17 protein-coding genes and 1 pseudogene are annotated in these 16,227 nt (G+C 56.1%); 12 read left to right on the top strand and 6 right to left on the bottom strand.

Annotated elements, in window-relative coordinates; all coding sequences use genetic code 11:
• Window positions 1-31 precede the first annotated feature (31 nt).
• The 5 genes from DCS96_RS10855 (at window position 32) to DCS96_RS10835 (ending at window position 5,683) form a co-directional block, all read left to right on the top strand.
• Window positions 32-2,056, top strand: coding sequence for a type IV pilus secretin PilQ (locus DCS96_RS10855; protein ID WP_116474614.1), 2,025 nt, complete (start codon window positions 32-34; stop codon window positions 2,054-2,056).
• 165 nt (window positions 2,057-2,221) lie between these two features.
• A complete protein-coding gene (gene aroK / locus DCS96_RS10850; protein WP_116474281.1) occupies window positions 2,222-2,740 on the top strand; it encodes a shikimate kinase AroK in 519 nt (172 codons plus the stop codon).
• A 14-nt stretch (window positions 2,741-2,754) separates the two neighbouring features.
• A complete protein-coding gene (gene aroB / locus DCS96_RS10845; RefSeq protein WP_116474280.1) occupies window positions 2,755-3,831 on the top strand; it encodes a 3-dehydroquinate synthase in 1,077 nt (358 codons plus the stop codon).
• A 174-nt stretch (window positions 3,832-4,005) separates the two neighbouring features.
• The gene (locus DCS96_RS10840) at window positions 4,006-4,740 is read left to right on the top strand and encodes an SPOR domain-containing protein (protein WP_116474279.1); all 735 of its coding nucleotides are present in this window, start codon (window positions 4,006-4,008) and stop codon (window positions 4,738-4,740) included.
• Window positions 4,741-4,807: 67 nt separating this feature from the next.
• Window positions 4,808-5,683, top strand: coding sequence for a Dam family site-specific DNA-(adenine-N6)-methyltransferase (locus DCS96_RS10835; protein ID WP_116474278.1), 876 nt, complete (start codon window positions 4,808-4,810; stop codon window positions 5,681-5,683).
• On the opposite strand, the gene DCS96_RS10830 is transcribed toward DCS96_RS10835, so the two are convergent.
• Window positions 5,640-5,819, bottom strand: coding sequence for a DUF2970 domain-containing protein (locus DCS96_RS10830; protein ID WP_116474277.1), 180 nt, complete (start codon window positions 5,817-5,819; stop codon window positions 5,640-5,642). The genes DCS96_RS10835 and DCS96_RS10830 overlap by 44 nt on opposite strands.
• Before the next feature lie 105 nt (window positions 5,820-5,924).
• Here DCS96_RS10830 and rpe point away from each other — a divergent pair, with 105 nt between their 5' ends.
• From rpe to DCS96_RS18590, 5 genes are all read left to right on the top strand, one after another.
• The gene (gene rpe / locus DCS96_RS10825) at window positions 5,925-6,599 is read left to right on the top strand and encodes a ribulose-phosphate 3-epimerase (RefSeq protein WP_116474276.1); all 675 of its coding nucleotides are present in this window, start codon (window positions 5,925-5,927) and stop codon (window positions 6,597-6,599) included.
• Window positions 6,592-7,272 (top strand): phosphoglycolate phosphatase, encoded by a 681-nt coding sequence (locus tag DCS96_RS10820; RefSeq protein WP_116474275.1) that lies wholly within the window; start codon window positions 6,592-6,594, stop codon window positions 7,270-7,272. The genes rpe and DCS96_RS10820 overlap by 8 nt, the downstream gene beginning before the upstream one ends.
• A gap of 22 nt (window positions 7,273-7,294) precedes the next feature.
• Entirely contained in the window at window positions 7,295-8,302 is a 1,008-nt protein-coding gene (gene trpS, locus DCS96_RS10815) for a tryptophan--tRNA ligase (RefSeq protein ID WP_116474274.1), read from the top strand.
• Window positions 8,303-8,361: 59 nt separating this feature from the next.
• A complete protein-coding gene (locus DCS96_RS10810) occupies window positions 8,362-8,574 on the top strand; it encodes a hypothetical protein (RefSeq protein ID WP_116474273.1) in 213 nt (70 codons plus the stop codon).
• 188 nt (window positions 8,575-8,762) lie between these two features.
• Window positions 8,763-9,251, top strand: a complete 489-nt coding sequence (locus DCS96_RS18590; RefSeq protein ID WP_157953624.1) for a DUF6515 family protein — start codon at window positions 8,763-8,765, stop codon at window positions 9,249-9,251.
• Window positions 9,252-9,351: 100 nt separating this feature from the next.
• Here DCS96_RS18590 and DCS96_RS10800 read toward each other — a convergent pair whose 3' ends face one another.
• From DCS96_RS10800 to DCS96_RS10780, 5 genes and pseudogenes are all read right to left on the bottom strand, one after another.
• Window positions 9,352-9,909 (bottom strand): TadE/TadG family type IV pilus assembly protein, encoded by a 558-nt coding sequence (locus DCS96_RS10800; protein ID WP_232818225.1) that lies wholly within the window; start codon window positions 9,907-9,909, stop codon window positions 9,352-9,354.
• Window positions 9,910-9,918: 9 nt separating this feature from the next.
• Window positions 9,919-11,685 (bottom strand): pilus assembly protein TadG-related protein, encoded by a 1,767-nt coding sequence (locus DCS96_RS10795; protein ID WP_198650003.1) that lies wholly within the window; start codon window positions 11,683-11,685, stop codon window positions 9,919-9,921.
• A gap of 23 nt (window positions 11,686-11,708) precedes the next feature.
• A complete protein-coding gene (locus DCS96_RS10790; RefSeq protein ID WP_198650002.1) occupies window positions 11,709-12,185 on the bottom strand; it encodes a TadE/TadG family type IV pilus assembly protein in 477 nt (158 codons plus the stop codon).
• Between the two features lie 296 nt (window positions 12,186-12,481).
• Window positions 12,482-12,658 (bottom strand): annotated as a pseudogene (locus DCS96_RS19060) (IS630 family transposase); the annotation flags it as partial.
• Between the two features lie 735 nt (window positions 12,659-13,393).
• Window positions 13,394-13,591 carry a Flp family type IVb pilin gene (locus DCS96_RS10780; RefSeq protein ID WP_116474269.1) on the bottom strand — a complete coding sequence of 66 codons (198 nt, stop codon included), beginning with the start codon at window positions 13,589-13,591 and terminating at the stop codon, window positions 13,394-13,396.
• A 424-nt stretch (window positions 13,592-14,015) separates the two neighbouring features.
• On the opposite strand from DCS96_RS10780, the gene cpaB reads away from it, so the two are divergent.
• Both cpaB and DCS96_RS10770 read left to right on the top strand, forming a co-directional pair.
• Window positions 14,016-14,969 carry a Flp pilus assembly protein CpaB gene (cpaB, locus tag DCS96_RS10775; RefSeq protein ID WP_116474268.1) on the top strand — a complete coding sequence of 318 codons (954 nt, stop codon included), beginning with the start codon at window positions 14,016-14,018 and terminating at the stop codon, window positions 14,967-14,969.
• A 13-nt stretch (window positions 14,970-14,982) separates the two neighbouring features.
• Window positions 14,983-16,218 carry a type II and III secretion system protein family protein gene (locus DCS96_RS10770; protein WP_116474267.1) on the top strand — a complete coding sequence of 412 codons (1,236 nt, stop codon included), beginning with the start codon at window positions 14,983-14,985 and terminating at the stop codon, window positions 16,216-16,218.
• Window positions 16,219-16,227: the final 9 nt, after the last annotated feature.

The raw sequence follows: 16,227 nt of genomic DNA, 5'->3' as shown, positions 1-16,227 counted from the left end.
AAAACAGAACGGCACAGGGGAGTGCGTTATGATGAGAAACCTCGGAATTGGGCTGGCGGGATCGCTGGCTTGCATCTTGCTGTCGGTGAGCCAGGCGCAGGCGCTCACCCTGGAAAACATCAGGGTTAATCCCTTGCTGGGCCGGCAGCTGGTGCTGGAAATGGCGTTTGATGCGCCCCCCATCGGGGTCAAGGATCAGCAGCAGACGGATCCGGATCGCATTTTGTTACAGATCCCCGATGCTTTCTCCCAGCTGTCCGACAACCAGATTCCCATCGAACGCCAGGGGGTGGAACAGCTGGCGGTGCGCCGGACCGGCTCCCATCTGGAGGTGGCGGTGTCCTTGAGCGAATCGATGCCTTATCGGTTGGTGACCGAAGGTAAACAGCTGCGCTTGATCACGGGGACGGCCAGCAATACCAGCCAGGGTAAACGGCTGCCGTCCGGAGCCATCAATGCGGTGACCGGCCTGGACTTCAAGCGCGGGCGGGACGGCCAGGGCCAGTTGTTGGTCAATCTGGACAACGTCACGGCGGCCGTGGATATGCAGGTGCAGGGGAACCGGCTGCTTGCCCGCTTCCACAATACCCATATTCCCGATGAGTTGCTGCGGGTGATGGATGTCAATGATTTTGCCACCCTGGTCAGCAGGATAACCAGCACCCGGGACAAGGACGGTACCCTGTTGACACTGGAAACCAAGGGACCTTTCAAATACCAGTACGATCAGTCCGGTCGCCTGTTTATGCTGGAAGTCGCCCAGCCAGCCAGCGTCTCGTCGAATGCGCCGGCGAAGGGAGAGCGGCGATATAGGGGCAAACCCATCTCAATGAATTTTCAGGATATTCCGGTACGGACCGTATTACAGTTGATCGCCGACTTCAACAACTTCAACCTGGTGACCACGGATTCGGTGCAGGGCAACCTGACCCTGCGCCTCGACGGCGTGCCCTGGGAGCAGGCGCTGGATATGGTCCTGCAGGTACGCGGGCTGGATAAGCGGCTGGAAGGCAATGTGCTGTTGATTGCCCCGGCGGCGGAGCTGGCCGCCCAGGAACAGCAACAGCTGGAAAATCGCCAGGCTCAGGAGGTGCTGGCGCCGCTGGTCACCGAATTCCTGCAGGTGAATTATGCCAAGGCCACCGATATCCAGGCGGTGTTGACCAGTGACAGCACCCGCCTGCTCAGTGAACGGGGAGCGGTCAGTGTCGATGACAGGACCAATACCCTGATTATCAAGGATACTGCCGAGAGCATACAACAAATCCGCCGCATGCTGCAGCTGCTGGATATTCCCATCAAACAGGTGGTTATCGAAGCGCGCATGGTTACCATTGACGACGGTTTTGAAGAAGCCTTTGGCGTGCGCTGGGGTTACAGCAACGACAGCAGCAGTGGGCGTAACCAGCAATCTGTCAGTGGTACCCTGGAGGGATTGCAGGCCGCCGCGAATGGTGATCCGGATACCTCACTGAATGTAAACCTGCCGGTGACGGGCGGGGGCAATATTGCCTTCCAGGTTGCCAAACTGGGTGGCGGGCGCATCCTGGATCTGGAGTTGTCGGCGCTGGAACGGGAAAACAAGGCCGAGATTATCGCCAGCCCCCGGGTTACCACCTCCAACCAGAAACAGGCCTTGATCGAGCAAGGCACACAAATTCCCTATACCTCTGTAGGGGATAGCGGTACATCGGTGGAGTTTGCCGATGCGTTGTTGAGCCTCAAGGTTACCCCGCAGATCACCCCCGATAATCGGGTTGTGCTGGATCTGACCGTGACCCAGGACTCGCTCGGCGATGTGGTTCCGCAGGCCGGCGGCGGCAGTGCGGTCGCCATCAATACCCAGTCGATAAACACCCAGGTGCTGGTCAACGATGGTGAAACCCTGGTACTGGGGGGGATCTTCCAGCAGAATGTCTTGCGTAACGTGACCAAGGTGCCGGTGCTGGGCGATATCCCGGTGATGGGCCACCTGTTCAAGACGACCCGGGACAGCAATACCAAGCGCGAGCTGATTATTTTTGTAACCCCGCGCATCGCCCACGATAGCATCTGAATCCGCTACCGATCTCCGGCAATCTGGCCGGGGATTGGCTTTGGCCTTGCCAGCGACCGACTCAGTTGCGATAATCCGGCGTCCAATTTCAGAAAGTAAAGGGTTCATCATCGTCTACCCTGCGGTGTTCGTGGGGTGCATTTGTTTGTGAGAATTTCGAATAACATGGCTGAGAAACGCAATATCTTCCTTGTAGGGCCTATGGGTGCGGGCAAGAGCACCATCGGTAAATACCTGGCGCAGCAACTGCACATGGAGTTTTATGACTCCGATCATGAGATCGAGCGCCGTACCGGTGCCGATATCAGCTGGGTGTTTGATGTCGAAGGCGAAGACGGCTTCCGCCAGCGTGAAGAAAAGGTCATCAACGAGCTGAGCGAGCTGCAGGGCATAGTACTGGCCACGGGTGGCGGTGCTGTGATCAGCAAGGAAAGCCGTAACCGCCTGTCTGCCAGAGGCATTGTGGTGTATCTGGAGACCACGGTCGACAAGCAGCTGAATCGGGTACAAAAAGACAAGCGTCGCCCCTTGCTGCAAACCGAAGAACCGCCTCGTCAGGTGCTGGAACGCCTGGCGGAAGAACGCAATGAATTGTATCTGGAAATTGCCGATTATGTGGTGCGCACCGACGAACAGAGCGCCAAGCTGGTCGCAAACCAGATCGTTGAACTGATCGGCCTGTAACAGGCAGGAGACCCATGGAAAGGTTAACGGTCAACCTGGGGGAGCGCAGCTACCCCATTATTATTGCCGAAGGATTACTTGAGCAGGGCGAGCTCCTGCGTGGTGCCGTCAAGGGGGGCAAGGTGCTGGTGGTGACCAACGAGCTGCTGGCGCCCCTCTACCTCGATACCCTGGTAGCCGCTCTGGCCCCTCTGCCTGTGGATACCCTGGTGCTGCCCGATGGCGAGCAATTCAAGACCCTGGAGACCTTCAACCAGGTAATGGGGCATCTGCTGGCCGGCAATCATGGTCGGGACACCACCCTGGTAGCCCTGGGGGGCGGAGTTATCGGTGATCTGACCGGTTTTGCCGCCGCCTGTTATCAGCGGGGGGTACCATTTATACAGGTTCCCACCAGCTTGCTGGCCCAGGTCGATTCCTCTGTGGGTGGCAAGACCGCCGTTAACCATCCCCTTGGCAAAAACATGATAGGGGCTTTCTATCAACCCGAGCTGGTGTTGATCGATACCCTGTGTCTGCAGACCCTGCCCGAACGGGAATTTGCCGCCGGCATGGCCGAGGTGATCAAATACGGCATCATCTGGGATCAGGTGTTCTTCTGTTGGCTGGAAAACAATATCCAGCGTCTGCAGCGGCTGGACGCGGACGCCCTGGCCTATGCCATCCGTCGTTGTTGTGAAATCAAGGCCGAGGTGGTGGCCTGTGACGAGCGGGAACAGGGGGTGCGGGCCTTGCTCAACCTGGGCCATACCTTTGGCCACGCGATAGAAGCGGAGATGGGCTACGGCAACTGGTTGCACGGTGAAGCGGTCGCTGCCGGCATGATGCAGGCCTGCCACACCGCGCTCCTGCGGGGGGAGATGACTGCCCAGGAGCTGGCCCGGGTTGAAGCCTTGCTGATCAAGGCTCATCTGCCAACCCAGGGACCAGGAACCATGTCGCTGTCTCAGTATCTGCCTCATATGCTACGAGACAAGAAAGTATTGGGCGGCCGTTTGCGCCTGGTGCTGCCCAAGGGCATCGGCAGTGCGCACATGGTCGACGATGTATCCGAACAGCTCTTATCTCGGGTGATTGCCCCCCAAGGCTAACCGATCGGTACCTTCCCTCCCGACAGCCGCCGACGGCGGCTGTCTTATTCCTGCCCCATAGTCGATTGTAGTGCCTCTTTCCGGGTGAAAACATGTCCGTTTTGCTGATAGCATGGTGTAAGTCATCAACAGGGGAGCTGTTGAGCCCTCTTTATTCGACGGGATCTTATTGCTATGGCGGAACGGCACATGGGTAAAGGCGGTTATACGCGGCTATTGGAGCGATGGTGGGTAAAGGTGGTGCTGACCGGGGTGGTTGTCCTGCTGTTGGTTGCCCTGATCCTGGGGCTGCAGGGTCGCAAGGACAGCCCCGAACCCCGGCAGGTTGCGTCCAGCGGGGAGCAGCCTGTCGATAACCGCCAACCCGAACAGCGCTCCCTGACCGGGCAGCAAGATCAAGCCGGCGAGACGCAGGCCTGGCCCGAGCAGACCTTACCTGCCTCTCCCGAGATCGATACCCTGGTGGCGGAAACGCCGGATGACAGCGACAAGGAGCGGGTGGTAATCGAAGATAAGGTGGTCAGGCGCCTGCTGGAAAGGGGGCAGGATCCAACCACGGGGCGCGTCCTGGTACCGGCTCCGTCCTCCGTCAAGCCGGCTGAACAAGCCGCGATGCATACCAGTGCCATGAGCCTGCTGAGCGATATGTCTCCCGAGCGTTACACCCTGCAATTAAGGGCGGGCCGCAACCTGGCCGCATTGGATCAGCTGGTGCTGAAGCACACCCTGACGCCGGCCTGGATCTATCCCAAAGCCGTCGACGACAAGCCCTGGTTTGTGCTGGTATTCGGTAATTTTGATAGCGCCGAACAGGCGCGCCGGGCGGTGGCCGTGCTGCCTTTCGAGCTGCAAAGCGCCAAGCCCTGGCCCAAAACCTTTGGCCAGGTACAAAAAGAAGCCAAACCATAGTCATGCCCATTGTGTTGCGGTTACAATGCGTGCCCTTTCGCACCCAGTTTAGTGGCACGGCCTTGATATGATTAAAACGCGGGCATTTCTGAAATGGGCCGGCGGCAAGTACGGCCTGATTGAACATATCAATCGGCGCCTGCCCGAGGGGCGGGTGCTGGTCGAACCCTTCGTGGGGGCCGGCTCGGTATTTTTGAATTCCGACTATGACGCCTACCTGCTGGCCGATATCAATGCCGATCTGATCAACCTGTATCAGCTGCTGAAGCAGAGCCCCGACGCCTTCATCAGGGATGCGGCGGCGTTGTTTATTGATGCCAACAATGAAAAAGGCGTTTATTACGGCTATCGCACCGCCTTCAATCAGGAGCGGGATCCCCATCGGCGGGCATTGCTGTTTTTATACCTGAACCGTCATGGTTATAACGGCCTATGTCGTTATAACAAAAAAGGTGGTTTCAACGTGCCTTTCGGCGCCTACAAGCGGCCCTACTTTCCCGAGAAAGAGTTGTGGTTTTTTGCCGAAAAGGCCCAGAAGGCGACCTTTGTCTGCCAGGGGTATGATCAGCTGTTTGCCCAGGCCCGGAGTGATCAGGTGTTTTACTGTGATCCGCCCTATGCACCGCTGTCTTCCACCGCCAGTTTTACCACCTACGCGGCCAATGGCTTTACCCTGGACGATCAGGCGATTCTGGCTCGTCTGGCACGAGAAACCGCGGCCAGGGGGGTGCCTGTGCTGATCAGTAACCACGATATCCCCCTGACCCGGGAACTGTACCGGGACGCGACGCTGGATGTGGTGGCGGTTAAGCGCACCATCAGCCGCCATGGCCATAACCGCAAGAAGGTGGATGAGCTGCTGGCGCTGTTTCATGACAAGGTGACGGAGTCGCCATCGGCTAGCCTGGCAGTACCCAGTTTACCAGTGCCAGCAGCGCCATAACCAGCAGCACGATGGCGGCCGTTCCGATACAGATATAGGGCCAGGGACTGCCCTGGAACTGTAATCGCCGGTTCTGCTCCGACTGTACCCCGAACAGGGCGGCGGCCACCGCCTGCAGTATCTGTTTCCAGCTCATATGACCTCGCTGTCCAGCTTGTTAGCGTCAGCATAGCTGCCTTGCTAGAGAATAACCGTGCGCTGAGGTAGAATTGGTGCGTTTTTTGCGCTTAAGGGATCCCTGATGAAAGACTATCTGATTGCACCATCCATCCTGTCTGCCGACTTCGCCCGTCTGGGTGAAGAAGTGGACCGGGTACTGGACGCCGGTGCCGATGTGGTGCACTTTGATGTGATGGATAATCACTATGTGCCCAACCTGACCATAGGCCCCATGGTATGCAAGGCGTTGCGGGACTATGGGGTGACGGCACCCATAGACGTGCATCTGATGGTCAAGCCGGTGGACAGCCTGATACCTGAATTCGCCAAGGCCGGTGCTTCCATCATTACCTTTCATCCCGAAGCCTCGGACCATATCGACCGGACCCTGAGTCTGATCAAGGAGCACGGTTGTCAGGCGGGTCTGGTGCTGAACCCGGCCACCTCCCTGCGCTACCTGGATTATGTAATGGACAAGCTGGACGTGATCCTGCTGATGTCGGTCAATCCCGGCTTTGGCGGCCAGTCCTTCATCCCTTCCACCCTGGACAAGCTGCGGGAGGTTCGTCGCCGTATCAATGACAGCGGTCGCGATATCCGTCTGGAAATCGACGGCGGCGTCAAGGTCGATAATATTCGCGAGATAGCCGAAGCCGGTGCCGATATGTTTGTGGCCGGCTCCGCTATTTTTGGCAAGCCCGATTACAAGGCGGTGATCGAGCAGATGCGCAACGAGCTGGCGCGGGCCCATGGTTAAGGCGGCTGTTAAATTAATCCAGTTTGACCTGGACGGTACCCTGATCGACAGCGTGCCCCAGCTGCATCTGGCGGTCAATGCCATGCTGGCTGAATTGGGCCGAGCCCCCGCCAATGTCGAGGCGGTCCGCGGCTGGGTCGGCAACGGTGCCGATATCTTGGTTCGGCGGGCCTTGCTGGCCGGTGAAAAAACCGGTTATGAGCCGACTGATATTGAGCAGGCACAGGCCAGGGCGGCCTTCGACAGCGCCTATGAACGGGTAGCGGATCGTCAGCTGGTCTTTTATCCCGGAGTACAAGAGGTGCTCTGGCGACTGCACAGGGCCGGTTTTATCCTGGCGATAGTGACCAACAAGCCCAGCCGGTTTGTGCCCGCCATCCTGGCTGCGGCCGGGATGAGCGAGCTGTTTTCACTGGTATTGGGGGGAGACTGTCTGCCCGAGAAAAAGCCCAGCCCGGCCCCCTTGCTGCATGTGTGCACGCATTTCGACATGGATCCAGGCCAGTGCCTGATGGTCGGCGACTCGGAAAACGACGTGCTGGCGGCCAAGGCGGCGGGCATGCCGGTGGCGGGGCTGAGCTATGGCTATAACTATGGCCGTCCCATCGCCGAGAGTGATCCTGATTGGGTAATGGATGATTTTTCTCAGCTGGCGGATCTACTGCTGGCTTAAAAATGAAAGATAAAGGATAAGTATGGCTAAACCTATCGTATTCAGCGGCGCCCAGCCCTCCGGTCAGCTGACCATAGGCAACTATATGGGGGCACTTCGCCAGTGGGTTAAGATGCAGCAGGACTATGACTGCCTGTATTGCATTGTCGACATGCACGCTATTACCGTGCGCCAGGATCCCCAGGCGCTGCGTGCGGCCTGTCTCGATGCGGCCGCCCTGTATCTGGCCATCGGCCTGGATCCGGCCCAAAGCACCGTCTTCCTCCAGTCCCATGTGCCCGAGCATGCGGAGCTGAGCTGGATCCTGAACTGCTACACCCAGTTCGGTGAATTGTCCCGCATGACCCAGTTCAAGGACAAATCCAGTCGCTATGCGGAAAATATCAACGCCGGCCTGTTTACCTACCCGGTGCTGATGGCGGCAGATATCCTGCTGTATCAGGCCAACAAGGTGCCGGTGGGCAACGATCAGAAACAGCACCTGGAGCTGTCCCGGGATATCGCTTATCGTTTCAATCAGCTCCATGGCGATGTGTTTGCTGTGCCGGAACCCTTTATTCCCGAAGACGGCGCGCGCATCATGAGCCTGCAGGATCCGACCAAGAAGATGTCCAAGTCCGACGACAACACCAATAACTTCATTGGTTTGCTGGAAGATCCCAAGGTGATTGCGAAGAAGCTCAAGCGGGCCGTGACCGATTCGGAAGATCCGCCAACCGTTCGCTTCGATGTGGCCAACAAGCCGGGGGTATCCAACCTGCTGACCCTGATGTCCGGCGCCAGCGGCCGGCCTGTCTCCGAGCTGGAGCAGCATTTTGAAGGCAAGATGTATGGCCATCTGAAAACCGAGGCCGCCGAAGCGGTGTTGACCATGCTGGAGCCGATACAGCGCCGCTTCCACGAGTTCCGGGAAGACGAAACCGAGTTGAAGCAAATTCTAAATCTGGGCGCCGACAAGGCGCGCGCCAAGGCTGTACAGACCCTGGAAAAGGTATATGATGTGATTGGCTTTGTACCCAAAAGCCGTTAATACTTAAGGGAGCCGTCAAGGCTCCTTTTTCGAATGTTTCATTGGATTCCTTCCCACCTATGATAGAAGAGAAAATCCTTGATCGGGAGTTGACCGACAAGTTTTACTGGCTGCGCAAGTTTCGTATGGCCAAAAACGACAAAACCCTGGAGTTGATGGTCTCGAAAGCCGTTGATGATTATCACCGTCACTCTGCCGTGGTGGCCGCCATCTATCTGGCCGAATGTCAGCGCGAACGGGAAATGATGCAGGGTCGTTTCCTCGATCAATAGTCCCCTGGCCTTTACTTTTCCGGGGCGAGGTAAGCAGTTACTTCCCGGGAACCCCCGTCATATGCTGACGCTTGACGATAGGCACGGCTGTCCTTATCGCAGGCTTTGACCCATTATTAAGGTATCTCTAGCGTATCGGTTGTCAGGCCGATGAGTCGTTTTGGGCTGGCTGGGAGAGGAGGTACCTAATGATACATCAAGTATTCAGACGTTGCCGCTGGTTGTTACCCCTGCTGGGTGCGTTGACGTTTGCTCTGATGGTACCCCAGGCGATGGCAGACAGGGATCGCGGCCACGGGCGGGGTTATGAACGGAGTTATGACCGGGGCCACGACAGGCACTTCAGACATCACAAGCATTACAAACATCATAAGCATTACAAACATCATAAACACCACAGATACCATAGCCATTATCGCCATGCTCCGCGCAGGGTGCGGGTGGTTGAACACTATTATTACCGGGAAGCGCCCCGTCATTATTACCGGGAGCACAGATCGCCGAGGGCCAGTATCTCCGTGATCCTGCCGTTGGGTACCATAGTACACGGCTTGCCCGGCGGGTATGTTAGCTTCAACCTCGGTGGCGACCCCTACTATTACCACAGTGGTAACTATTACCGTCCCTATCATCGGGGTTATGAAGTGGTGTCTCCCCCTCCGGGACACAGGTGGTAAGAGCGAGGTTGTTATCAATGACCTGGCCGGTTTTCTTCCGGCCCGGTTACAGGCCGGCGCTTTACCGGCTTTTGCCCGTGATGGCCGGCGACCGCGATGATTATAAACGGGTGATGGTTTCGCCTTTGATGATGGTTTTTCCCTGCTCGTCTTGCGGCAGGCTGGGTATACGTGCGCCGGCCAGGCTGATAATGGGAATAATGGCCCTATCCTCTGCATCGCCGTTTTGATTGTAGCCTCGCTGAATACAGGTGTGGAGGAGGTAGCGGGGGTCCAGCATGTCGCTATTGTCCAATGCGATATGGCCATAACTGTCTCCACTTGCTGTTGCTGGCAAAGACTGCCAGTTGTATTCGCTGGCAGCCGCCGGCACCGGGCAGTCACCCTGCCGCCAGGACTCGGGCAGCCAACTGTTTTCGACCACCTTGTTGACCTCCCCTCCGACCACCTTGATGTAGTCGGCCTGGGACCGGGCTGGATCGACCCGGTAGGCGATCCGGCCGGCATCCGCACTCACCTGCTGAAAGCTCAGTTCCAGCAGCAGCGGTATGCTGTAGGCGATAATGCCGTACAGCACCATAAAAAAAACCAGAAATAGTGCCGCAAACTCGATGGCGACGGCCCCGCGCTGACGGTGATACAAGGTTATTTTCGGCACTATTATTCCTTAATGGACCAGGCGGGGTGGACCGCAGTTCAACTCGTACAGCTCAAGATAGGATTTTCCCATACCGGCATCGCTGCCCAACAAGTCACTCAATAAGGGGGTCAGTATGTTTGCTCCAACGGTATCCAGGATGGGAGTGATTAAATCGACGAGACCATCTAATACGGTACTGACGGTGCCCAACAATCCTCCGAGTAGACCGCCAAGCAGTTCCTGGCTGCTGTCAGAGTTGATGATATCGATAACGTCCTCTTTCAACCCCTGGACGATATTATCAACCGTGGAGCCTACCGCCAGGTTGTTCGGTCCGGAATAGCGGCTCTGGCCGGCCAGAACACCTTCCAGCGTTTCCGAATAAGACAAGCCTTCGATATGATCGCTGCCCGGGATGCTGCTGCCCAGCATGGTGACAATATCTACCTCTTCAAGTCCTGCCTCGCAGCCCTGGGTTTGTGACCACTTGTTTTCCTCGGGTATATTGCCAAGACAAACATTGACGATTGTTGAGGTGACAAACATATCGGCCTCGGGGGGGGCTTTCTTACAAATTGCCTGATCGAATGAGGCCTCCGCTGTTGTCACATCGATCCACAGGGGGAGCTGTATATTGACCAATTCTCCGGGTAATAGGCCACCAAGAAGCGAGCTTTCCGAGTCGATATCAATATAGGCCCTCACCTGAGCATTATAGGCGGTTGTGCCCACAGGGCCGACAGCGATCGATGGCGGCTCGACGACGCCCAGCTCGACCCTGGCCAAACCCAATATTTCCAGGTCGGGGACCACCAACCCTCGGCCCTGGGCTCCGATGAGTATCGTGGTCTTGAGTAACTCCCCCAGGTTGACCGCTGTCGTCAGCGCGGCGCCGGCAGAATCTTGGGTAGACATTCGAAACAGCCCGGGATTATCTTCTGTACCGAACAGGTTGATGGCGATATCGCCGATGTCGCTCTTGAAGACGTCATTGCCTAATATCTTCAAATCACTTGCAAGTGCCGAATCGGAAACCAGTTGTGCCGAGGCCGTCAGAATGTTGCCAGCGGTTATTATTCCGACCTCAGTATGGAGTTGCTCCAGCAATGCTTTCGGTGTCAGGACTTTTAATTCATGGATGGATAAATTAACTCCTAATGCCTTCAGCAGGCCGGCGGGGGTAATACTGATATTTACCAGGCCATCACTATCAAGTACGATCAAGTTGTTAATATTCAGGCCGACCCCGCTGGCTACCCGACCCAGCAAACCATCGCTATTCACATTCAATAGTTGCGCCCCTATGCTGAAGGCAGCCATGGGCTCTTCCCGTTCGGCCACGGCTTGTGCCTGCAGGGTCACAGTGTCATCGACATTTAAACCAAACAGGCTGCCGGCTCGCAACAGCAGGCTGGCAGGCACGGTTTCCTGTGCGGTTGCCTGTACGGCATTACCGGCAGGGGAAATTTCGGGGATTTTTACACCAGTCGGGGTAGTAAGATTGACACAGCCTGTAGTGAGAGATTGCAGGTTGCTGGTTGAAAAACCATTCAGTTGCGCGTTTTCCTCTGCATAGCTTTGCGCCAGCTCTGGGGCGCTAAAACAGCGGCCCTGCTCTAGTCGGGCAATGCTTTCCAGGGCCGCGATGTCGGCCAGTTTTTGCAGCTTGCGCTGCTCCAGATAGAGGCGGCCGGAATCCAGTACCAGCACCAGGCAGCTTAATGCCAGCAGCAGGGTCCCGGCGGCAAGGATACTGAAAGCGCCGGATTGGCGGGATAAGCGAGACCTGAGCATGTTACGGTTCCTGAGTGTTGGCATTAGCGAATACGCAGCCTGGCTTCGCCTTTGATTTCATCGGGCAGTTGCGGCACCTGCCAGCCGAAAACAGAAAAAGTCGGCAAAATTGCGGCCGGGTCATCGTTGCGAATACACACACTCCACTCATTGCCGCTGACCTTCAGGTAACTATCTGTGTATCCGGCGCATTTTTTAGCCCACTTTTCCGGTAGCCAGGACTCCTCTATCACCCGGCTGACACCGGTATGGTTCGCCGCGCTGGCGCTGTTCTCGGCGGTAACCATATAGATATCCGGACGTCGCACTGCCTCGTGCAGGGCTTCGGCGGAAAGCTGTTGATAGGCCGCCCCCAGTAACAGGGGGACCGTATAACCGACCAGTCCGTAAAAAAGCAGAAACATAATCACGAACATAAACGCAAACTCAATGCTGGCTGCGCCTCGTTGTTTGCACATACGCCGATTCAATTTTCTTTTATTGCTATCGGGGTGGCTCATGTTTCTGCTCGTCTTGTCCGGGCACCCACCACTGAAAATATACTGAATTACAACCCAAACAGTATTCAGGATGGTTGCCTGTGAAGGCATGGAGTCTGAGGTTATGTTATTGTACATGGCTTATATGGTGTTGACAGCAGAAATTCAGTGCTGGAAGGCATTAATTTGGGATTATAACTAAATATATAATATAGCTACACCGGTGGTTTGTTATTGAGTTTCGGTTCTGTGTTTTTTAGTGTTTTTTCGGGCATAATTTGAAGATTAAGCCACTTTAAATAATGACTCTAATGGTGTTACATCATGGCTGTTCCATAACCATTTCCTGGAAATGGGGAGGCGATCTTCATAAAGTGTCTGATCCGTTTCTGCAACGACACCATGCTGTGGCAGTGGTGGTTAGGGGGCAGCTGCTCGTGCATCTTTTGCCAAGGCTGCTCTATCTTGTTAATCCAGGGTGAGTAAACTGGCTGGCGCGGCCAAAACCGAACTGAGACTTTATGCGATCGACCGTCGGTTGGCATCGCTCATCTCTTTAAAGCCAGCCCCGGCGAGAACCTGAGCGGCGGTACTCGCAACTATGCGATTAACGACAAAAAGGACTTTACCCGCCTGGTGCCTTGCCCGTTATCCAGAATGTCAGTGAGATTAACAGCAAGGTTCGGGCACTGGAAAGGCAGAGCAAACCCGGCTGAGCGGCATGCATACCGATGTATTCGCGGAAATCTGGCAGAGTGTGCTGTCTGTTGATGTGTATGGGCCCGAAGATACCCTCTCGACCAGTGAACAGGTGCTGTTCGGTTATCGCAATTTTGGCCGGGACTATCCCGCCGGCAGACCTGTGGCGACAAGGGCTGGGGTCTCGAGCTGCGAGCACGGATACAGCTTTCACCCGAGGCAACCCTGGCTGCGGCTAATCCAGCCCTATGCGGCGGCGGATACGACCCAGACTTGGTTTAATGGCGATAGTTTTGACTCTCAGTTGCGCCCTATGCTCTGGGCATGCGCTTCAGAGACCGGCGGCATGACAACCTGGCCCTGGAGCGGTCACGCTCGATTGGCGATAAGGCGAGTGTCAACAACAACCGTGAGCCGCACCCGGATTTTAGCCCGAGTTATAACTTTTAAACCGTTATATGGATATAAAATAAAAAGCCCCCTGAAAGTGGGGGTTTTGTTAAATTATATTTTCTATGTCTCGGGTTATGTTACTTTACAGCTGCCTTTATTTCGGTACTGATTCGACCAAACAAGGCACTTACATCATCACCTAAAGTAGTTGCGGATACAACTACGGCAAGGCTAATCAATCCAGCAATAACCGCATATTCAATGGCGGAGGCACCGTCTTCCCTGGCTAGGAATTGCTGAAACCTGATGTAGTTCTGTAACAGGAAATGTTTCATGATATATCCTTTCGTGGGTGAGAGGGCGGGTGACGATTTATTATTTTTTCTCTAGCATGCTAGCGCGTTTTTAACCACAACCAAATATATAAAAAGTATTATATATTTGGTTGTGGTTGCGCGATGTTTTCTTCCTTGTTGGCAGCAAGGTATCATAAAGCAGATAAAAGTTGTTGAAGCATATGGTGTTTACTATGCTGTTGGTTTATTTTGAACGTTGTTTGTCAGGTTTTCATATGAGTGCATGTTGGTGTACGCTCACATAAATGCTGGCGTGAATAAAATATTAATGATAGGTGTTTTCCCGCAAGGGTTATTCTGAGCTTCCGATGTGTGGCGCCATATTTTTTTGCACATACTATCGGTCGTTGTTTTTGTGGGCCCAATATTTTTTATTCACAGAGCAATACAAGGAGAGCGGGGTATGAACAGTCGACTGACCCTGGGGTTGGCCGGTGTGATGCTGGCCGGAGCCGTTGTTGCCGGTTATCAGGGCCTGAAGTTTAGTAATGCATCTCGGTCATCTGTTGCCGATACCCTGCCGGCAGCGCCTGTCACCGTGGCCGGCCAGGCACAGGTCGAGCAGGTAGAGGCCAGGGTCGACCAGGAACAGCGCAGCCCCGTGGTCGTGCTGGCCCGGGAGCTGGCGCCCCTGGTGCCGATCTCGGTCGACGATCTGATGGTCGAGCAGTTGCGCATAGCGCCGCCCGGCAGCTTCAGCTCGCCTGACGAGCTGATTGGCCGGCAGGCATGGCAACGGCTGCCGGCCGGGCTGGTGCTCAAGGAGGCCAGCTTCGAGGCCGGGGGGCCGTTGGCCCGTATGATTGGGCCCAATGAGCGAGCGCTGGCCATTGCCGTCGATGAGGTGGTCGCCGGCGGGGGGTTTATCAGCCCCGGTGATTATGTCGATGTACTGCTTTATCTGCGTGAAAGTGACCGTAACCGTGATCAGACCGCCCAGGTTGTGGTGCCCGGATTGAGGGTACTGAGCTACGGCAAGGCGCTGGGCACCACCGCCGACGGAGAACCTGTCGTCTACGCCAGCACTGCCCAGGAGCAGGAACAGGGACGGCGGCGTGTGGTACCGGCCAGTACTGTGGTACTGGCGGTGCCACAAACCTTGCTGACACGCTTCATGCTGGCGACTCAGGTAGGTACCCTGCGACTGGCGGTGCGCAGTGCCGATGAGCAGTTGCTGGCGGACTATTACGCTAAGGGGTTGTCTGATTCACAGTTGAAAGAGACGGAACGTCAGTTGTTCCAGTTTGAGAAGCTGGCCCTACGTCAGTTCCGGCGGCCACAACAGGGGCTGGTTTCGAGCAGGCCGGCAGGCATCCAGATTTACCGTGGTCCGGACGTATCCAGACAGACTCCTTGAACAGGAAGAGCCCATGATAAAGCGCATTTTTTCTTGTCGACCATATTTGTTACTCGTCGCAGTGGTGACCTTGTTTTCCCTATTGTCAGCCGGAGCTCAGGCCCATTCCTGCAACCTGCTGGAGCCGGTCCCGGAGATGCTGGAAATTAGCCAGGGCATGCATGAGGAGTTGAGGCTGCCCGTGCCCATTACCCAGCTGGCGGTGGGGGATCCTCAGGTGGCTGATATGCGCCTGACCGGCAAGCGCTCGCTGTTGCTCACCGGCATCGGCGCGGGAGCAACCAATATCAGTATCTGGACGCGCTGCGCCGCTGCGCCGCGACAAACCATGGTGTTCGTGAAAGGGCCGGCCAGTCAGGCCATGTCAGCTCCCCCCAGGGCCGACAGGGCGGCGCTGATAAGCCAGGTACAGACCGATATCCGTTTTGTCGAGGTGAACCGCAGCAAGCTGAAGGATGTGGGCATTTCCCTGTTCGGGCAGCGGAGTAGTTTCCTGTTTGCGTCACCGGGCAATTCACCTGCCAGCGTGCCCCTGGGGGGCATACCCTCCAACAATACGGTGCCTTTGTCCGACCAGGGTTTCAATATTCTCTGGGGCAACGGCAGCCAGCATTTTCTGGGGGTGCTCAATGCTCTGGAAAACAGCAACTTTGCCTATACCCTGGCCAACCCCAGCCTGGTGGCGCTCAGCGGCCAGAGCGCCAGCTTTCTCGCCGGTGGCGAGTTTCCTGTGCCCGTGCCTAGTAGCGGCAGTGATACGGTATCGATTGAATACAAGGAGTTCGGGGTACGGTTAACGCTTTCACCGACCGTTGTCGACCAGAATCGTATCCTGCTGAAGGTATCGCCCGAAGTCAGCGAGCTGGACTTCAGCACCGGTGTTTCCATTCTGGGCACCACTGTGCCGTCACTGAATGTACGGCGTACCGACACCAGCGTGTCGCTGGCCGATGGCGAAAGTTTTGTGATCAGTGGCCTGATAAGCGCCCACAATTTTTCGACAGTAGATCAGTTGCCCGGCCTTGGTGATATTCCCGTTCTCGGTGGATTTTTCCGTTCTTCCCGCATCGAGCGGGAAGAAAAAGAGCTGTTGATGATAGTGACGCCGCATCTGGTTCAGCCGTTGTCGGCGGAGGCTCGGTTGCCTGAGCTGCCGGGTGAGTCCCTGCGCCAGTACGATCCCAATGCGTTTGAGCTGCTGTTTCTGGAAAACGGCGATTTTGATCAAGGCAGCGGACTTTCATTGTAGGGGGCTTTG

The sequence above is a fragment of the Zobellella maritima genome, from assembly GCF_003075035.1.
Classification (GTDB): Bacteria; Pseudomonadota; Gammaproteobacteria; order Enterobacterales; family Aeromonadaceae; genus Oceanimonas; species Oceanimonas maritima.
This window is presented reverse-complemented; position numbering and strand designations above follow the sequence as displayed.

Bases quoted from the DNA above. Each gene is read 5' to 3' on its own strand.
- DCS96_RS10855 (WP_116474614.1), top strand. From the start codon at position 32: ATGAGAAACCTCGGAATTGGGCTGGCGGGATCGCTGGCTTGCATCTTG.
- aroK (WP_116474281.1), top strand. From the start codon at position 2,222: ATGGCTGAGAAACGCAATATCTTCCTTGTAGGGCCTATGGGTGCGGGC.
- aroB (WP_116474280.1), top strand. From the start codon at position 2,755: ATGGAAAGGTTAACGGTCAACCTGGGGGAGCGCAGCTACCCCATTATT.
- DCS96_RS10840 (WP_116474279.1), top strand. From the start codon at position 4,006: ATGGCGGAACGGCACATGGGTAAAGGCGGTTATACGCGGCTATTGGAG.
- DCS96_RS10835 (WP_116474278.1), top strand. From the start codon at position 4,808: ATGATTAAAACGCGGGCATTTCTGAAATGGGCCGGCGGCAAGTACGGC.
- DCS96_RS10830 (WP_116474277.1), bottom strand. From the start codon at position 5,819: ATGAGCTGGAAACAGATACTGCAGGCGGTGGCCGCCGCCCTGTTCGGG.
- rpe (WP_116474276.1), top strand. From the start codon at position 5,925: ATGAAAGACTATCTGATTGCACCATCCATCCTGTCTGCCGACTTCGCC.
- DCS96_RS10820 (WP_116474275.1), top strand. From the start codon at position 6,592: ATGGTTAAGGCGGCTGTTAAATTAATCCAGTTTGACCTGGACGGTACC.
- trpS (WP_116474274.1), top strand. From the start codon at position 7,295: ATGGCTAAACCTATCGTATTCAGCGGCGCCCAGCCCTCCGGTCAGCTG.
- DCS96_RS10810 (WP_116474273.1), top strand. From the start codon at position 8,362: ATGATAGAAGAGAAAATCCTTGATCGGGAGTTGACCGACAAGTTTTAC.
- DCS96_RS18590 (WP_157953624.1), top strand. From the start codon at position 8,763: ATGATACATCAAGTATTCAGACGTTGCCGCTGGTTGTTACCCCTGCTG.
- DCS96_RS10795 (WP_198650003.1), bottom strand. From the start codon at position 11,685: ATGCTCAGGTCTCGCTTATCCCGCCAATCCGGCGCTTTCAGTATCCTT.
- DCS96_RS10790 (WP_198650002.1), bottom strand. From the start codon at position 12,185: ATGAGCCACCCCGATAGCAATAAAAGAAAATTGAATCGGCGTATGTGC.
- DCS96_RS10780 (WP_116474269.1), bottom strand. From the start codon at position 13,591: ATGAAACATTTCCTGTTACAGAACTACATCAGGTTTCAGCAATTCCTA.
- cpaB (WP_116474268.1), top strand. From the start codon at position 14,016: ATGAACAGTCGACTGACCCTGGGGTTGGCCGGTGTGATGCTGGCCGGA.
- DCS96_RS10770 (WP_116474267.1), top strand. From the start codon at position 14,983: ATGATAAAGCGCATTTTTTCTTGTCGACCATATTTGTTACTCGTCGCA.